At 48.7% G+C, this 18195-nt stretch carries 17 protein-coding genes and 1 riboswitch; of the genes, 12 read left to right on the forward strand and 5 right to left on the reverse strand.

The features are described 5' to 3' along the window. The 3 genes from EDM56_RS14530 (at position 1) to EDM56_RS14540 (ending at position 3200) form a co-directional block, all read left to right on the forward strand. A complete protein-coding gene (locus tag EDM56_RS14530; RefSeq protein ID WP_221175980.1) occupies positions 1–882 on the forward strand; it encodes a 5'-nucleotidase, lipoprotein e(P4) family in 882 nt (293 codons plus the stop codon). A gap of 164 nt (positions 883–1046) precedes the next feature. Continuing rightward, the gene (locus tag EDM56_RS14535) at positions 1047–2600 is read left to right on the forward strand and encodes a hypothetical protein (protein ID WP_122918627.1); all 1554 of its coding nucleotides are present in this window, start codon (positions 1047–1049) and stop codon (positions 2598–2600) included. 39 nt (positions 2601–2639) lie between these two features. Further along, positions 2640–3200, forward strand: a complete 561-nt coding sequence (locus EDM56_RS14540) for a PsbP-related protein (RefSeq protein ID WP_183192445.1) — start codon at positions 2640–2642, stop codon at positions 3198–3200. 150 nt (positions 3201–3350) lie between these two features. Here EDM56_RS14540 and queF read toward each other — a convergent pair whose 3' ends face one another. From queF to queC, 4 genes are read right to left on the reverse strand one after another with little or no spacing between them, the layout of a single operon-like run. Then, positions 3351–3872, reverse strand: a complete 522-nt coding sequence (queF, locus tag EDM56_RS14545) for a preQ(1) synthase (protein ID WP_246009390.1) — start codon at positions 3870–3872, stop codon at positions 3351–3353. A gap of 42 nt (positions 3873–3914) precedes the next feature. Continuing rightward, positions 3915–4643, reverse strand: coding sequence for a 7-carboxy-7-deazaguanine synthase QueE (gene queE, locus EDM56_RS14550; RefSeq protein ID WP_122918629.1), 729 nt, complete (start codon positions 4641–4643; stop codon positions 3915–3917). Then, entirely contained in the window at positions 4636–5103 is a 468-nt protein-coding gene (gene queD / locus EDM56_RS14555) for a 6-carboxytetrahydropterin synthase QueD (protein ID WP_122918630.1), read from the reverse strand. Before queD ends, queE begins: the two co-directional genes overlap by 8 nt. After that, entirely contained in the window at positions 5104–5766 is a 663-nt protein-coding gene (gene queC, locus EDM56_RS14560) for a 7-cyano-7-deazaguanine synthase QueC (RefSeq protein ID WP_246009391.1), read from the reverse strand. A gap of 156 nt (positions 5767–5922) precedes the next feature. After that, positions 5923–5966, reverse strand: a riboswitch (PreQ1 riboswitch). Between the two features lie 211 nt (positions 5967–6177). Between queC and EDM56_RS14565 the strand changes: the two genes are divergently transcribed. From EDM56_RS14565 to EDM56_RS14575, 3 genes are all read left to right on the forward strand, one after another. After that, positions 6178–6768 carry a TetR/AcrR family transcriptional regulator gene (locus tag EDM56_RS14565; protein ID WP_425456316.1) on the forward strand — a complete coding sequence of 197 codons (591 nt, stop codon included), beginning with the start codon at positions 6178–6180 and terminating at the stop codon, positions 6766–6768. 56 nt (positions 6769–6824) lie between these two features. After that, complete coding sequence (locus EDM56_RS14570) at positions 6825–8246, forward strand: MFS transporter (protein ID WP_122918632.1); 1422 nt, start codon at positions 6825–6827, stop codon at positions 8244–8246. Between the two features lie 169 nt (positions 8247–8415). Further along, on the forward strand, positions 8416–11580 hold the full coding sequence (locus tag EDM56_RS14575; RefSeq protein ID WP_342772394.1) for an ATP-binding protein: 3165 nt from the start codon (positions 8416–8418) through the stop codon (positions 11578–11580). Between the two features lie 229 nt (positions 11581–11809). Here EDM56_RS14575 and EDM56_RS14585 read toward each other — a convergent pair whose 3' ends face one another. Continuing rightward, positions 11810–13213 (reverse strand): MFS transporter, encoded by a 1404-nt coding sequence (locus EDM56_RS14585; protein WP_122918633.1) that lies wholly within the window; start codon positions 13211–13213, stop codon positions 11810–11812. A 114-nt stretch (positions 13214–13327) separates the two neighbouring features. On the opposite strand from EDM56_RS14585, the gene EDM56_RS14590 reads away from it, so the two are divergent. From EDM56_RS14590 to EDM56_RS14615, 6 genes are all read left to right on the forward strand, one after another. After that, positions 13328–14215, forward strand: coding sequence for a LysR family transcriptional regulator (locus EDM56_RS14590; RefSeq protein WP_122918634.1), 888 nt, complete (start codon positions 13328–13330; stop codon positions 14213–14215). A 205-nt stretch (positions 14216–14420) separates the two neighbouring features. Then, the gene (locus EDM56_RS14595; protein WP_122918635.1) at positions 14421–14834 is read left to right on the forward strand and encodes a DoxX family protein; all 414 of its coding nucleotides are present in this window, start codon (positions 14421–14423) and stop codon (positions 14832–14834) included. Positions 14835–14914: 80 nt separating this feature from the next. Then, positions 14915–15250: an ArsR/SmtB family transcription factor gene (locus tag EDM56_RS14600; protein WP_122918636.1), complete on the forward strand. Its 336-nt coding sequence runs from the start codon at positions 14915–14917 to the stop codon at positions 15248–15250. Further along, the gene (locus tag EDM56_RS14605) at positions 15247–15669 is read left to right on the forward strand and encodes an SRPBCC family protein (RefSeq protein ID WP_122918637.1); all 423 of its coding nucleotides are present in this window, start codon (positions 15247–15249) and stop codon (positions 15667–15669) included. The genes EDM56_RS14600 and EDM56_RS14605 overlap by 4 nt, the downstream gene beginning before the upstream one ends. A 235-nt stretch (positions 15670–15904) precedes the next feature. Continuing rightward, on the forward strand, positions 15905–17203 hold the full coding sequence (locus EDM56_RS14610; RefSeq protein WP_122918638.1) for an ABC transporter substrate-binding protein: 1299 nt from the start codon (positions 15905–15907) through the stop codon (positions 17201–17203). A gap of 54 nt (positions 17204–17257) precedes the next feature. After that, positions 17258–18193 (forward strand): carbohydrate ABC transporter permease, encoded by a 936-nt coding sequence (locus EDM56_RS14615; RefSeq protein ID WP_122918639.1) that lies wholly within the window; start codon positions 17258–17260, stop codon positions 18191–18193. The last annotated feature ends 2 nt before the right edge of the window (positions 18194–18195 follow it).

Here is an 18195-nt window from a genome sequence, read left to right on the forward strand (position 1 = left end):
ATGAAAAAACACCTATCCATGATGCTCGCAAGTATCATTGCACTTGGCACGGCAGCCGGTTACGCGTCAGCGTCGACCAGTCAGCCTTCCGTAGAGGCGGCACAGCAAGAACAAGCACCCGCTGCTGAAAGCACGACAAGCGACGTCGGCAACATTTTGACCGTAGCGGTAGCATGGAAGCAGACAGCGGCAGAATACAAAGCGCTTTACCACCAAGCCTTCAACATTGCGCGCATGCAGGTCGATCTGGCACTCGCCAACCAAAAGCCGGGAGACAAGCCGTTAGCGATCATCACGGACTTGGATGACACGGTCCTGCTCCCCGTCAACTATTGGGGCTATCTGATAAATAATAATATGGACTTTTTTGACGATGCCATCTGGGACAAGTGGATTCCGCAGTACAAAATGGTCGCCTCTCCAGGGGCGTTGGATTTCTTGAATTACTGCAAGGAAAAAGGAGTGGAGGTTTACTATGTCTCCAACCGCGACCAAGGGCCAAGAACCTACAAATACGCGCTGACCCAGCTGAAGCGGCTCAAATTCCCGTATGCTGATGAGACTCACTTGACCGTGAACAGAGACACCTCCAACAAAGAGCCCCGTCAGAACGAGATCGCGCAAACCTATAACGTAATTTCTTACCTGGGCGATAACCTGAACGACTTCCGCCGCGTGTATTACGTGAAGGACGTGGATGAGCGTACCAAACTGATGGAGCAGGATAAGGATCTTTATGGAAGCAAGTTTATCTTATTGCCGAATCCAACGGACGGCCATTGGGTACGCGCTATTTTCGGAGAATCGGAACCGGCAGCGACCGATGAGAACCGGGCGATTTGGAAGAAGGCGGCGACTCGGAGTGCTTGGAAGCAGAAGTAGTAGGGAGTGGGTTGGGCGCTAGAGAGGATGTAATCGTTTAGTTCCCGTGGAAGCAAAGTAGTACCGATGATTCAAGGTGAATATGTAAGCCCTGGTGGATGTTGCTGCCAGGGCTTATGCGTTTTTTTATCGATTATTGAATTTGCAAGAAAACAAACAAATGTATGTATCTGTCAAAATTCCGTCATTATATTGAAAAAAATGGTATTGTTTCAAAAATAAAACTCAAATATATTGAGATGTATTACAAAAAATACCATTTAAAGGGGGTTTTTATGGCTACTGCAAGTGTAATTCGCGAAACAGCACGTAAAGCAGCTGTTCAAACGAATACGTCAAATCAAAAAACATCTACACCACCAAAGACAACAACGAATACAACATCAACTCCAACAAAGAACGCGCCTATTGTTTCAACTCCCTCCAAACAACAATACGTACAAAGCCCTCCTAGAGATCGTGATACTGTTACCATAAGCGATGCAGCCAAGAAAGAGCTTCAAAATCATTCACAGCCTACAGTTGTTAAAATGCCACCTACTACATTGAGCAATACAGTGTCTATTACCCCGAGTAATTCTCGGCAGGATATAGTTACAATAAGTGAGAAAGCTACAACTCTTTATAAGGCCTCTACCAATTCCAATCAAAAAACAGCGCAAGTAATTACAGTTAAACAAGTTGATGATGGGGGTGCCCCAGGGGGAAAGCAAGTTCCGAAAACACCAATTGACGCAGTGAAGTTAGATCTAGATAAAATTATGCATAAACCGGAAAAGAAAGATTCGGATAGCAAAACTCCTACTCCAAAACAACCAATAGATAGAGTAAAAGATCCTAATTTTCCTGTGAAAGAGGAGAAGACGTGGGGGCAAGCAGCTAATGAGGCAGCGGTTAGTGGAGCAATGGGAAATATTACAACACAATATACAGACGCAGGTGCCCAGAAAGTAACAAAAAATCCCGTGCTCTCAGGAACTGTTGGGAAAATGGCGGGATTAGGGATGTCCATTATTGACGTTAAGCAGGATATGGCAGCAAATTTATCGCAAGGAAAAATGAATTTAGGTAGTAATAAGACTATAGGACAGGCTGTGGCGGAAGCTGGTACTGGTGCATTAATTACCGAGTATGGTACAGCTGGGGCCTTAGCTGCAGCTGGATTGGCTCCTGAAACTGCAGGAGGTTCATTACTCGCTGCTGGAGTCGCGTATACAATTTCAGTAGTTGATTCTAAATTAGGTATTTCATCTGCGGTTGGAGAATATGCGAAGACTGAGGGAAATCGGATTATTAAATCTGGAGAGTCTCTGAAAGAGTTAATGAATCAAGGTAAGCAAAAAGGTTATGGAGACATGACTGATAAAGAAAAAAAGGCAATTGATAAAACAATGGATAATGTAACCGAACAAAATAAGAAAATTATTGAAGCAAAAGAAAAGTGGGTAGCTGCAGATAAAGCAGGCGACGTAAAAGGAAAGCAAGAAGCTGAAAAAGCAGCCAAAGATGCAAGAGAAAAGGGAGGGACTATCGATAAAGACGAAAAACTAGATAAAGTGAAAGAACGCGAAAAAGAATTAAATGATAAGATTGATAAGGCTAAAGAAAAATGGAAAGAAGCAGACAAGATTAAGGACCCGGTAGAGAGACAGAAAGTAAAAGATGCTGCACACGAGGAGGCAAACAGATATAGATCAGAAGGCGGTACTAGGCCATAATAGAATACAAAAAAGTATTCTTTTACTAAGGGGAAAATGATGAACAGACATAAGGTATTTATGATAGCACTTCAGATTCTTTCTATTTCATTTTTGTTATTTGGGTGCTCAACTAGTAATTCATCACATGGAAATGTTGAATACCTTATATACAAGGATAATGAAAATCATTTTTCGATAAACTATCCGAGTACATGGTCAATTGATAGTAAACAACCAAATGTAGGAGTTATGTTCGATTCTCCAAAAGAGAATGATCAAGATATGTACACTGAAAATGTAAGTGCTGGTGCTTTTTCTTTACCAACCGAGGCTACTTCCCCGATAGAAAACTATGTCAATGGAATGGTTGATACTATAAAGAAACAAACACCTGAGATGAACGTTATTAAAACTTCAAGCTTAAAGATAAATAATGTACCTGCTATTCAGATTATTTATACTGCAAAACGTGACAATTTGGACCTCGCGTATAAAGCTACGTATCTATTGAAGGGGAAAGTTGGTTACATTATTGTCTTTACTTGCTTAAATGGCGAAATAGATAAATATTCCCCTGTAGTTGATAATATGATTAACTCTTTTGTTATTACAGATTAACAAATGATAAGCAATTGTGGTTGCAGGGCCTTTGTCTCACCTTCACTAGTGAGAAATTTACTTTTTACTGTTTTATAGGCATTAAGCGGCAAACGTAAAAATGGGAAAACCCTAATAAAAAAGGGATTTCCCATTTTTTTAATCCTATCCCTACCGATTATCCACTTTCTCCGGATACATATCATGATTCATCATCCGATACTCCGCCATCTGCTCATATTTCGTCCCAGGCTTGCCGTAATTGCAGTACGGATCGATGGAGATGCCGCCGCGCGGGGTGAATTTGCCCCAGACTTCGATGTAGCGCGGGTCCATCAGTTTGATCAAATCGTTCATGATGATGTTCACGCAATCCTCGTGGAAGTCGCCGTGGTTACGGAAGCTGAACAGATACAGCTTGAGCGATTTGCTCTCGACCATTTTGATATCTGGCACATAGCTGATGTAAATCGTCGCAAAGTCAGGCTGGCCGGTCATCGGGCAGAGGCTCGTGAATTCCGGGCAGTTGAATTTGACGAAATAGTCGCGGTAAGGATGCTTGTTGTCAAACGTCTCCAGCACGCTCGGATCATATTGGTAGTTGTAGGCGGTGTTTTGATTGCCCAGCAACGTCAGGTGTGACAAGTCGCGGGATTCGTTTGTGCTTTCATTCATCTTCGTTTTATCTGTCATGGCGCATACGCTCCTCATTCGTGTTCATTCGCAAAAAATCGATTAGACGCCGCGTTTGTTTCCCCACATTAGCGCATGCAGCTGCGGCAACACTTTGACGTCGTTCATGTCGCTTTGGACCATGGTTCGGTCGATCAGCCACTCGAATTTGGCCAGCAGTTGATTGCGCAGCGCTTCGTCGTCCGCGAGATGGACGTCATCATTACCGACCTGCAAAAAGAAGGGCACCTGCGGGTAACGGTGGTGGATGGTCCGCGCATGCTCGAAATCTTGTTCATCGAACACGACGACTTTCAGGCTGAACGGATTTTTACGCGGATTGGCCGCCAGTTTTTCAATCATGTCGTCCAGGAGGGAAAAGTCGGTGGTCATGCCGGAGCTTGGCGGCTTAGGCGAAATCGTGACTTCGTCGATTTCGAGCAGCCAGTCCTGCCACTTAGTCCCTTGCGTTTCGATGGCCGTGCGAATGCCGTTTGCATGCAGCAGTTCGACGAGTCCGCCGATGCTTTTGATTAGTGCAGGATTGCCTCCTGAGATGGTCACGTGTGAAAAACGATCCTGGGCAAGCTCGCGCAGCTCGGCCAAAATGTCCTCAGGCGACAGCTGACGGATTTGGTCTTGCGCCGTTCCGTCCCACGTAAACGCGGAATCGCACCAGCTACAGCGGTAGTCGCAGCCAGCGGTGCGGACGAACATCGTTTTTTGCCCGATAACCATCCCTTCCCCTTGAATCGTGGGGCCGAAAATTTCTAAAACCGGAATGTTACTCACCGTACATCCACTCCCGTCTTGCTTCGGCGTAGCTTGTCGGCGTCTCAAACAAGCGAACGAATTCGACGCGGTTTCCGTTTGTCAGCTGGCTTTCCATTTGCTCGAAAATCCAGACGACCATGTTTTCCGCTGTCGTGTTCATCAAGGGGAGCGTTTCATTCAAGTACCGGTGGTCAAGATGAATTTCGATGTGTTCTTTCCAAATCTTTTTTATATCGCCAAAATCGATCACGATCCCGATGTCGTCGGCGTAACCGCTGATGCCGAAAACGACTTTGTACGTATGACCGTGCAGATTTTTACATTTTCCTTCGTAGCAGTGCAGATGGTGGGCGGCGTCAAAGGTGAATTCCTTGCTGACCAACACCCGTTTCTTGTGATATTTCAGCTGCTCTTTTTGAATGTCCGTGCCGAATTTTTGCAAGCCTTCCACAATGCGAAAATCGTAGAAACCACTCATTTACGCATTCGCCTCCTGACGTTCGGCCAAATACGAGACAAGGCCGGCTTTACGAAGCTTGCAGGCCGGGCATTCGCCGCAGCCGTCGCCGATGATGCCGTTGTAGCAGGTGAGCGTTTTTTCGCGCACATAGTCAAATGCGCCGAGCTCATCGGCCAGCTTCCACGTCTCGGCTTTGTTCAACCACATAAGCGGGGTGTGGATCACGAATGAATAGTCCATCGACAGATTCAATGTGACATTAAGAGACTTTACAAAAATGTCGCGGCAATCCGGATAGCCGCTGAAATCTGTTTCGCAGACGCCGGTCACCAGATGGCGGGCGCCCGCTTGTTTCGCATAGACGGCGGCGAACGAGAGGAACAGGAGGTTGCGTCCGTCTACAAATGTAGAAGGGAGCTCGCCTTCCTTTTGCTCAATCGCCACATCGTCGCGGGTGAGTGCATTGGGGGCCAATTGATTCAGCAGGCTCATGTCCAAAATCGTGTGATTGACGCCTTGCTCGGCGGCAATGGCGCGTGCGCATTCGATTTCCTGCTTATGGCGCTGCCCGTAGTTGAAGGTAAGCACTTCCACCTCGCCAAACTGTTTTTTGGCCCAGAACAGGCATGTCGTGCTGTCCTGTCCGCCGCTAAAAACAACAACGGCTTTTTCTTGCTTCATTCTCTCCATCTCCTTTTCGTTTGAACGAAGAAAGAGAGTTCTTGAACGTGCGACCGCATGCGGTCATGTCCACCCTAGTGAAAAACGTCACTCGTTTTTCGATTGAAAAGCGCGGTACGTTTTTCAGAAAAAAACAAAACAATACCAAGGGCATTGTTTTCCTTAGTTTTTTATAGAGGGAGTTCGCGAACCTCTCCCATGCATGGTGCATGGATGTCTTCTGAAATTGTCGTCAGGCAGATGCCAGACGTTCCTCATTATACTATAGCGAGAGGTAGGCTTGCCAATGGTTAAATATGTACGTGCAGTTAGAGCGAAGAGGTGCAATTGCCCGGTTGACAATCACTGGAAATGGCAGTATGATCTTCTCATGATTGTTAGTGATCACTAACAATAGAGAGGGCTGACAACGTGGATACGCACAACACTCATACCAACAATGACAAAATGCTACTGGCAGCGATCGATCTCATGGCGGAAAAAGGATACAAGGGCGTGTCGACGAAGGAAATCGCAGCTGCGGCTGGCGTAAGCGAAATGACGTTGTTCCGCCACTTTGGCAGCAAGCAAAATTTGCTGGAGACAGCGGTGGACCGTTTTTACTATACGGTCGAGATGAAGCAGCTGTTCAAAGACCGGATCGTGTGGGATTTGCATACCGATTTACTGCTTGTCAGTCAAACCTACCACGAGATCATGTACCGCAACCGGAAACTGATCCTGATCATCCAGAAGGAGAGCGGCAATTTGCCGGGCTTTCGGGAAAAGACGCATAAGCATCCGCGACAGCTGCAAGAGATGCTGACGGAGTATTTCAAGGCGATGCAGGCAAAGGGCAAAATGATTCCGACTGATCCGACGACGCACGCCATCGCTTTTTTGTGGCTGAATCACGGCGCATTTATGGGTTATTTGAACGGTAGCGCGTTGGAGGCGCCGGTTCCGCTTGAGCAGTTTATTGAAACAAGTGTCCAGCTGTTCACTAGGGCTTTAACACCCTAGTTTTTTTACAGACATTATGTTAGTTAGTACTAACTAACGGAAGGGGAAGAGAGCAAATGAATTCGAAATCGATCCATGCCAATTCACCGGATGAAGGCGCACAGCATGCGCCAAAGCTCGTGCGTCTGCTTTGCTTTATCCTGCTGTTTTCCGTCTCGAACGTGACGATGTTTAACATCGCGCTCAGTGACATCGCGAAAGATTTTGGGTTGCTGCCATCGGAGGTAAGCTGGGTGGTGACAGGGTATTCCATCATGTATGCGATCGGCTCGCTGACCTATGGCAAGCTGGCCGACAGATTTCCGCTCAGGCGTTTGCTTACGGCAGGGCTGTTCCTGTTTGCGGCAGGCTCCATCCTTGGGTTCGCCTCGCAAAATTACGGCATGCTCATCGCCGCGCGACTCGTGCAATCAGCGGGTGCGGCAGCGATCCCGGCATTGGCGATGCTTTTGCCGGTGCGTTTGTTTGCTGTCGAGCGCCGCGGTCAGGTCATCGGCATCATTGCATCTGCCATCGCATTCGGCGCTGGCGTTGGGCCGATCTTGGGAGGTTTCATCGCAAGCTCGCTGAACTGGCGGTATTTGTTTCTCATTTCCGTCATCACGCTCGTGACTGTGCCCTTTTTTCGCAAATGGCTGCCTCGCGAGGAAACGCAGCCGGGTTCGTTTGATTTCCCGGGAGCTGTTTTACTCGCAGGGACGGTCGCTTCCTTTATGCTGTGCATCACGCGTTGGAATGGCTGGTTTTTGCTGGTCAGCCTGTTCTTGCTCGTGCTGTTCACAGTTCGCATGCGAAAAGCAGAGCAGCCGTTTATTCAGCTGTCACTTCTGGCCAATACCCAATACAGAAGCGCCCTGATTAGCTGCTTTCTCGTTTCTGGAGCATCCTTTGCGATTTTGCTGGTTACGCCGATGATGCTGCACAATGTGTTAGGCATGGAAACCGGCATGATGGGACTCGTGATGTTCCCCGGTGCGATGAGCGCCGCGCTGCTGGGACGGTACGGCGGAAAGTGGGCCGACCGCAAAGGCAGCCTGTTCGTCCTTTTCATCGGGCTGTTGCTGATGATGCTTGGCCAATTTGCTCTTTCGACCGCAAGCGGACACGTTGCGTGGATTGTCGCCGCCTGCCTTGTGTTTGTGAATGTCGGGATGTCGTTTTTCCAAGTTTCGACGACAAAAGTGGTGTCGACGACATTGCCTGCTGGCCAGACGGGAGTGGGAATGGGGATTTTTTCATTGACGAATTTCATGGCAGGGGCCGTGAGCGGTGCTGTCATCAGCAAAATTATCGATCATACGGGTACGGTATCGCCGGTCAATCCGTTTGCGGTGCCGGGAGCGGCTGCACTTTACAGCAATGTGTATCTTGGCCTGATCGCCGTCACCGTGCTCGGCGCAGGGATTGTGTATGCCGTGTTCGGACGGAAGCGGGCCAATTTTGAAGGGCTTTCTGGTAAGGAAGTCAAAGCCAATTAAAAAAGTTGGTTCCAAACATGCAGGCGCTCCATTGCGGGAGTGCCTGTTTCTATATAAGAAAGGCAATCGTCTTGAATCGTTCACGGCCCACCCGATGTTTGTGAGTTTTTTGTGAGCAAGGGGTGTTATCATGAAGGCGAGGCTAAAGTGAGCGGAGGGAGACTCCTTTTTGAACGCACGCATGAATCGCAAACTATTCGGTATGAGCATCATCTTTTTGCTCTCGATCGCCATTTTCGTGGGTATCTACAACCAGACCATACCAAATGACCACACGCCATTGGCGAAGCACGGGGTGCTGGATTTGACGCAGTGGGACTTTAAGCAAAAGGGGATAGTACCCCTTGACGGCGAGTGGGAGTTTTATCCGGGGAAACTGCTGGAGCCCCCCGCGTTCCGTGAGGGGAGCAGCGGTACTCCTTCCTATATTAGCGTGCCGGGCACATGGAAGGGCGAAGCCTCCCAGGGCAATTCCTACAGCCGAAAAGGCTACGGCACCTATCGGTTGAAAGTGATTTTGCCGGATTCGATGACAGGTGAAATAGTGGGGCTCAAAACGCGCAGTATCCGCATGTCCCATCAGCTGTACATCAATGGAAGGCTGGAGGGCGGAAGCGGCAAGCCAGCTGTTGAGAAGGACGCGCATCTGCCAGGGAACACGCCGTATGAAGCATTTTTTTATCCTGGCGGTAAGGAAGTGGAGATCGTCATCCCTGTCGCCAATTTCATGTTCATCACCGGCGGGATCGTCAATCCAATCCAGTTCGGGCTGCATCAGGATATCGCCAAATTAAACAGCATTCAGGTCGGGACCGATATCGCTAAAATTTTATTCCTATTGCTGCTGGGCTCCTACCATCTCGGGTTTTATTTTTTGCGCATGAAGGAGCGGACCTATTTGTACAGCGGATTCTATATGGTCTGCTTGGGCCTGTACGAATCGATCTATGGGGAGAAGATCGTGCTGCAGCTTCTTCCCGGCATACCGTTTGAGTTCGCCTACAAAATACAGGATGCGAGCATGTATGTGAGCGCAGTGCTGCTTCTGATGTTCTTTCAGTCGATCGACCAGCGCCTGCTCTCAAGACGCAACCTCAGGTGGATCAATATGCCGGTCATGGTCTTCATCGCAACCATTTTGCTGCTCCCGTATTCGGTTTATTCCGAAATCAAAGTGCCGTTTTTGTTTTACATTACGATTGCCCATCTCTTCATGCTGATTCGGATGATTTTTTTGTACATCAAACATCGCCGAGAGTCGTCCTCTACGCAGCAAGAGCTTTTGCTCTGCATCGGTTCAAGCGGATCATTGATGGCTTCGCTCGTGATCGGCTCCATGTATGCCGATAATCTGATTCTGACCGATATGTGGGGAAAAATCGCGGTTGTCAGCTTCATCACGTTCATGAATATTTTGCTCGCTGTCCGGTTCAACACCGCGTACGAGACGACGGAAATCCTTTCACGTCAGCTGGCGGTGTCGAACGAGTTGAAAGACGAATTTTTGACGAACACGTCTCACGAAATGAAGACGCCGCTTCACGGGATCCAAAACATTACGAGCTACCTGCTGGAGAGTGAGGAAGACCCTTTATCGCCCAAGCAAAGCCAAAATCTGCGGCTCATCAAAGATACGTCGATCAAGCTGTCGATGCTGATCCATGATCTGATTGATGTGACGCGGCTGAAGCAAGGCGAGCTGCGACTCTCGTTGACATTGGTGGATGTGCGGGTCGTAACGCAGATGGTGTTTGATATCTTGCGATTCGAGCTGACTGGAAAAAACGTCTGGCTGGACAACCAGGTTGGCAATCAGGTGTGGGTATTGGCAGATGAAAACCGGCTGCGCCAAATCATGTACAATCTCGTGCACAACGCAATCAAGCATACCGACCAAGGCTCCATTACCGTGAAGGCGATCGCCGCCAATGGTATGGTGACGGTATCGGTTGAAGATACGGGGACAGGCATTGCGCATGACAAGCATGAGGCGATTTTCGGCTATTTCGAACAGCTGGATCAGCCGCTTCCGCGGGATGGATACACAAGCATGGGAGTCGGCTTGTACATCAGCCGCAAGCTCGTCGAGCGCATGGGAGGCGAAATCAAGGTAGCTTGGTCCCAAGTCGGTGAAGGAACGCGTATGGACTTTACGCTGCCGATCTCACCGGTGCAGCCAGCCTATCAGGAAATCGCTGCGGCTGCAGTAATGGAAACGAACGATTTCCCGCATGATGCGCCACTTGATTTTGATGGGCAGCATGGGCAGACGATCCTTGTCGTGGATGATGAGGTCACGAATATCCATGTGCTCATGACGATTTTGATGCGGCATCGTTATAACGTCATCACCGCTTTCTCCGCAAAAGAAGCGCTCGACAAAATGCAGATTCACCCACGGATCGATTTGATCATCCTGGACGTCATGATGCCCGGCATGTCTGGCATCGAGCTGTGCCAGCAGCTGAGGCAGCAGCATTCCATCCTCGATTTGCCGATCTTGTTCGCGACGGTCAAAGATACGCCGCACGACATTGCGCTCGGCTATCGAGCGGGTGCGAACGATTATCTGACCAAGCCGTTTGACGCGAAGACATTAATCGCGAGGATTCAGACGCTGCTTGCGATGAAAACTTCCATCCGAGACGCCCTTCAAAATGAGCAAGCATTCCATCAAGCGCAGATCAAGCCTCATTTTCTGTACAATGCCCTGAGCAGCGTTATTGGTTTTTGCTATATGGATGGGCAAAAAGCGGCTTATTTGCTCACGATGCTTAGCCAGTACCTGCGTTTTATTCTCGACATGGACCGCAACAAATTGTTTGTGACACTTGAGCGGGAGCTTGATTTGATTGAAGCCTATGTGGAAATTGAAAAAGCGCGCTTTGACGATCGCTTCTCCTTTACGTGCAGCGTCGATGAAGACGTGTTACAGGCAGAAATTCCTTCGTTAAGCATCCAGCCGTTTGTTGAAAATGCGATACGCCACGGGCTGTTCGAAAAAGAAGGAAGCGGCGAGGTAACCTTGACGATTCTAGCGGAAGAGCGGCAGATACGGATCGAGGTCGTGGATGACGGCATTGGCATATCAGCTGAGGTGCTTGCTCTCTTGTTTAAAGGTGAACGCAAAAAAGAAGGGGATGGAGGGATCGGCATCGCAAATATCCGCCAGCGTCTCGAAGCCATCCCGGACGCCAGCCTGACGATCAGCTCTGAGCTGGGGAAAGGGACGAAAGTGACGATGACGTTGCCTTACGGAATGGGCATGGAGCCATCAAATGAGGGTAAAAATGGTGTGGAAAATACACTGGGGCAGCTGGAAAAAAAAAGATGAATGTCACCCGAGCGAAAAAACAGAGCTGTTCCCTCAATCCGCTTGCTGGCGAATGTGCTCAAAAAGCCACAGCGAACGATGTCGTTCGCGCTGTGGCTTTTTTGGTGAACGCGAGATTACTTCAGTACCGCGGTCATATGCTCGATCGTGATCGACCGATGCGAGGCTGTCCAGAACTTTTTCACCTAGATGATTTGCGGTGATTCGTGCTTGACCCCTGAACGTGCTGTCATGACACCTTGCTTACATTGGACTCTTTCAATGGTTCTGAATCCCGAAGCCGCAGATTCATAAAAACCAGGGCAACTGCAATGACAGTGAGGAAAATCCCCAGCAGTCGAAATCCAGCGAAACTGAACGTACCTCCCATAATGATTCCGGTCAACAATGAAGATAAAATGGTCCCCAAATATCTCGATGTATTGAAGAGTCCGGAGGCAACACCGGTCATTTCTTTTGGAGAGCTTTTAAACAAAGCCGCCTGCATACCAACAGCGTTGAGCCCGTTGCTTATGCCGAATGCAGCTAACGCAAAGGTCACGCTGATTACCGGTGAAGCTGGATCCAATGTTACGAGCCACACGGAACCCAATGTCATGAGTATTGCAGATGTCACCAATGCGGGGCGTGGGCCTGATTTATCGATCCATTTTCCTGCCAGTGGAGAAGCGATGAGCGAGCTCAAGCCTAAGGTGAGCATAAGAATCCCTGTATGGAGCTCGCTTACATGACGTACCATTTGCAAATAAGACGGAAGCCCGAAAAAGAGCGCATAAAATAGTAGGTTAACGAGCATGAATTGGACGTTGACCCAAGTCATGGCAGGATACTTGGCGAATGTACGCAAAGGAATAAACGGTGACATTGTTTTTAACTCGTGTCGAACGAAAGCCCCCAGCGTCCCAAGTCCGATCAACCCGACAATGATATGCCACCATGAGACATGCCCGGACGATTTTGCTGACAGTAAACCAACAAGCAGAGCAACCAGACCCACTGTGAAGAGTAGGATACCCGACCCATCGATCACATCCCACCATTTACGAATGGACATGCCCTGAACAACAGATCCTGCCGGTTCGCCCTTTGGAATCATCCTCCATGCTAATAGAAAGCTCGCCACCACGAACGGAATATTGACGATAAAGATCGCTTGCCAGTCCCACCACTGAATCAAGACCCCGCCAGCAAAAGGTCCAATGGCTGCCGCTCCGGATAAAAAAATCGACAAAATAGACAAAGCAGTCGCTCGTTTCTCCGTAATATGAATTCGTACAATCGCCATTCCGACTGCCACCAACATACTTGTTCCGATGGATTGCACAATGCGGGACACGATAAGCCACCCAAAATTTGGTGATAGTGGAGCGAGTAAAGATGAAACAAAGGATACAACAAGCCCCGTTAAAAATATTTTCCTAGGTCCGAATAAATCACTGGCCTTTCCCATAACAGGTTGAGCGATGGCGCTTGCAATGTAGAAAGAAAAAATAATCCAGGAAACAACAGTAAAATCAAGGCGGTACACATGTTGTAGCCTTGCGATAGCGACAGAAATCATCGAAGAATTTAATGGGTTCAATAATATCCCCAGTCCAACGGCTATCATCAACCACCTGCTGCGAGTATTCATTTTTGAGCTCCCCCTAACGTGTGTTGATGATAGCTTATTTGAAATTTACTATTTACTCCAACGCATTTTAAGTTATAAATATATTGACTAGAAGGAATGAATGGAGAGTGTGAAATGGAACTTCTTCAGCTGCAATACTTTTTAGCTGTAGCCCGCTTGGAACATGTGACCGAAGCTGCCCGATCGCTGCATGTAACGCAATCGTCATTAAGCAAAACGATTCAACGCTTGGAGGAGGATCTAGGGGTTCCTCTATTCGATCGGTCTGGTAGAAAGCTGCGACTAAATGAGTTTGGAAGCAGATTCCTTCGCCGCGCGGAAAGAGCTTTGTTTGAATTGGAGCAGGGGAAGCAGGAGATTCGCGATATGACCAGCGCGGAGCAAGGCACACTCGAATTGGCGGTAACCACCGCAAGTGCGTTGCCGAATATCCTTCGAGAGTTTCGGAAAAAGCGACCTTATGTCCAATACCATGTGCAAATGCTGAGTATGCAAGAAATGGTTACACTTCTTCATCGAGGAGAGGTCGATTTCTGTTTATCTTCACCTCCTATTGAAGAGGATGACATTGAATGTCAAATCGTGTTCATTGACCCTATACTTATAGCCGTTCCAAAGGGGCATCGGCTGGCAAACCGAAGCAGCGTATCCTTGATCGAACTAAAGGATGAATGGTTTGTTGGTGTAAAAAAGGGCTACGGGATTCGCGATTTCGTAGACGCTGTATGCCATTCGGTTGGATTCGTACCAAAGTATGTGTATGAGGGAGACGAACCTGCAAGGCTGAGCTCTCTTGTGGAAGCCGAACTTGGCATAGCCTTCATACCAAGCACTGCAAGGAATTCACGGGGAGATATTCATTATCTCCAAGTAGAGAATCACGAATTTGTACGGGAAATCGCTCTACTATGGCACAAGAGTAGGTACATTTCGCGGGCTGCTCTGGAATTCCGTGAGGTTGTTGTGGAATATTTTGAGGCGATATCAAAGCTTCGGCATTAACAGGCCGAGGCTTTTTTCGCATGTTTTTATGTCGTGCGTAAAATGCAGTTGACAGGACACTAAATGGTGTCATATTATCAATATGACACCAAATGGTGTCATATTATCAATATGACACCAAATGGTGTCCGATTAAGAATTAGCCATTTGGAAAGATTGGAACCTGAATACGATTCTTCTGAAACAATTTATGAGGAGGATACAAATGAGCAAGATGATTGGTGTGGAAACAAACGGAAAAGTAGAAATCCAGTCCCGAGGAAAAAAGATTGCTTATTGGACAGTCACCTTACTGCTCGCAGCATCTGTTATGTTAAGTGGAATCGGACAACTGATGCAATTCGGGGGAAACATTGAGCTCGTAACGAAGCTTGGCTACCCATTATACATTTTGACCATTCTCGGGATTTGGAAAGTGCTTGGAGCCATCGCACTCGTCGTGCCAGGTTTTCCTCGGCTCAAAGAATGGGTTCACGCTGGTATTTTCTTTGTAATGACTGGTGCTGCTTTATCTCACGCGTTTGCTAACGATTTCGGGTTTTCTATTATCCTTCCGCTTTTCTATGCGGTACTAAATATCGTCTCGTGGGCGCTACGTCCGATGAGCCGCAAATTGTAAGGAGGTGGTGAAAGTAACGGCTGTCCCTTCGTACCACCATAGATTTTTACTACAGAAAATAATTTTTTGGAGGGAGTGTTGTGAGTGAGAATACCCCTTTACGGGACGTGTTTGACGCGATTGCAGATCCAACTAGACGCCGACTGATTCGTCTGTTAGCAGAGGCAGAGGAGATACCGCTTCATGAATTGACGGCACAGTTTCAAATGGGTCGTACAGCGGTATCCAAGCATTTGACAATCCTGAAAGAGGCCGGACTGGTGCTAGACCGAAAAGTCGGCAGAGAAACGCGATTTAGGCTAAACGCCTCACCACTACGAGAAATTCAAGATTGGTTGGGTTTCTACAGTAAGTTTTGGAGTGCGAATATGTTGCGCTTGAACCAACTACTATTAGAGGAGGAAGAAGAAGAATGAGTTTAACATTATCTTTGGATTTTCAGTACAAAACATCGATTGAGAAGCTTTGGACCGCTTTAACCGATTCAAACAAGCTTTCCAAGTGGATGGTCAATATCCACACCGGTCAGGCGATGGAAAATGATTTTAAACCAGTCGTAGGGCACCATTTTCAGTTCCGGACTCAGCCGACCGAATATTGGGATGGAATTGTTGCCGGCGAAGTGCTTATCGTGGAAGCACCAAACCGGTTGTCCTACACCTGGTCGAGTGGTGGAGAGAAGCACACAGTCACCTGGACGCTGCAGGAATTAGAGGAAGGAAAGGTTAACCTTCATCTCGACCAAACCGGAATCTCAAACGAGCAAGCACTGGGTGGAGCTAAGTATGGCTGGAGTAATTGGTGCGGCGAGCTTGGGAAAGTGTTGGAACAATAGTAACAAATTCAGAACAAGGAGCTACCGGAGCAAGGCCGGTGGCTCTTTTTTTCTTGAAAATACGTTCTTGAAATATTGTTTCATATCATATAGATCTCTTATGAAATGAAACCAACCTTTCCGCGTTGGTAATGATCCGAATTTTCTGTCTCGAATAACTTGGGCAAGTGGCCGCTTTTGAGCCAGCTTTCCCGGGGGAAGAGCCATGCATCCATGAACAAAGGGGGCGTAAATCATGAAAAAAGCAAGCAGCGGTTTTCTGGCGACCGTGATGGCGCTATCGCTCGGACTGGCGGCGTGCAGCGGTGGCGGAGGAGGAGGAGGTACCGCAACGACAGAGCCAGCTAAAGGAGACGGGGCGGCAGAGAGCAAAGAGGTCAACCTCACGATGACGAGCTGGCGCGTCGAGGATGTGGAGGGCTACAAGAAGATCATCGCGGCATTCGAGGCACAAAATCCGGGGATCAAGATCAGCTTCAAGCCGCAGAAGGCGACGGAGTATAACACGATCCTCAATACGGCGCTGCAAAGCAACAGCGCGGCTGACATCATTCAGCTTCGTCCCTATGCGACCGGGATTGCAATCGCCGATGGGGGCTTTCTGGAGCCACTGGACGGTGTGAAGGGACTCGATGCGATTCCGAAAGAAGCGCTCGACTCGGCACGCGGCAAGGACGGCAAGGTGTATGGTGTTCCGCTCTCGCTCAACTCCACGCAAATCTACTACAACAAGAAAATTTTCACCGATAACGGGCTATCGGAGCCGAAGTCGTGGGATGAGCTGATCGCCTTGGCAAAAGCGTTGAAAGCAAAAAATATTACCCCTTTCGCTTTCGGGGCCAAAGAGAGCTGGCTGCTTTCGCTTTCCCACGGGGTTATCGCACCTGGCACCTATAACGGCAACGCGTTTGTGGAAAAGATGCTGAAGGGCGATGCCAGCATGACGAGTCCGGAATACAAGGCGTCGATCCAACGGATGAAAGATTTGACCCCGTATTTCCCTGATCATTTCGTCGGGCTGGATCTGAATGACATCCGGGCGATGTTCGCGACGGAAAAAGCGGCGATGTTTATCAACGGAAGCTTTGAACTGGAAGTCATTCAGAAGATGAATCCGAATCTGCAGATCGATTTCTTCCCGATGCCGACCGATGACGGCAAGCAGGTGATCACGACATGGGTGGATGGTTCTTATGCGGTCAATGCAAAATCGCCGCACAAGGCGGAAGCGCTCAAGTTCATGGAGTTCATGGCAACCCCGACATTCGGTGAGCTGTTCGCTAATACGTTCAAGCGGATCAGCGCGATTCCCGGCGTGAAGGTCGACGATCCACTCGTCAGCAAGATGGCGCAGCTGTCGGATACGATTTCGACACCGTATGCAGCCCTGGTCCACTTCAGCGGCGGCGACCCATCGACGAAAAAAGTGATGGAGAACGATCTGCAAGGCATGTATTTGGACAAAATGACGCCGGAGCAGGTAGCCGACGACCTGCAAAAATCGCTGGAAGCCTGGTTTAAACCGAGCAAATAGGCACATGTGCCTCCGTTCCCCTGCTTTTGCTTCTGAAAGGTGGTGAACCGCTGCATGCCTGTACCCGCAGCACAGCATGCCAAACGAAAGGGCAGGTGGCTCATCCATCTGTTCCCGCTGCCCGCCCTGCTGGTATATGTGTTGTTCGTAATCTATCCGATCTTTTCTGCATTTCGCTACAGCTTGTACGAGTGGAAGGGGCTAACACAGGGAGCTTTTATCGGCTTGGTCAATTTCATCAAGCTATTTGGGATCGAGCCGTACAACTCGATGTTTTGGAACGCGTTTCGGCACAATCTGGTCTATTTTGCAGTTGAGATGGTCGTGCAAAACGGCCTCGCCTTTTTGCTGGCGTTCATTCTGTACCGCAAAGTGCGTGGCGCAGGCTTTCTCAAAACGGTGTATTTCTTCCCCCGCCTGCTATCGGTGATAGTCGTCGGGTTTCTATGGAAGCTCATCCTCAATCCCAATTATGGTGCGCTCAATACGATTTTGGCGAAGCTGGGGCTGGAGCAATGGGCAAAGCCGTGGTTGGGCGACCCGGACACCGCTTTGGTGGCGATTATTTTGGTCAACTGCTGGTTCGGCCTTGGATTCGCCGTATTGATCTTTCTCGCCGGACTGCAGGCCATCCCGGAAGAGGTCGTCGAGGCAGCCCGGATCGACGGTGCGAGCGGACATACGCTGATACGCAAAATCATCGTGCCGATGTGCATACCAGCGATCACGATCATGACGGTGCTCACGTTTATCCAGTCGTTTGAAGCGTTTGAGCTGGTGTACGCGATGCAAGGCTCGATGGGCGAACCGTTTTATTCTACAGATACGATGTCGGTCTATTTTTACCGGCTGGCATTCGGTAGCTCGGGTGGCGGCGATACAGTTTCCATCGGATTGGGTTCAGCTCTGGCGGTGGTGATTTTTTTCATCGTCGCATCGGTTTCCGCCGTCTTTCTGTATGTGATGCGGAGAAAAGAGGTGCAGCATTGAGG

Source organism: Brevibacillus fluminis (assembly GCF_003710825.1).
Classification (GTDB): domain Bacteria; phylum Bacillota; class Bacilli; order Brevibacillales; family Brevibacillaceae; genus Brevibacillus_D; species Brevibacillus_D fluminis.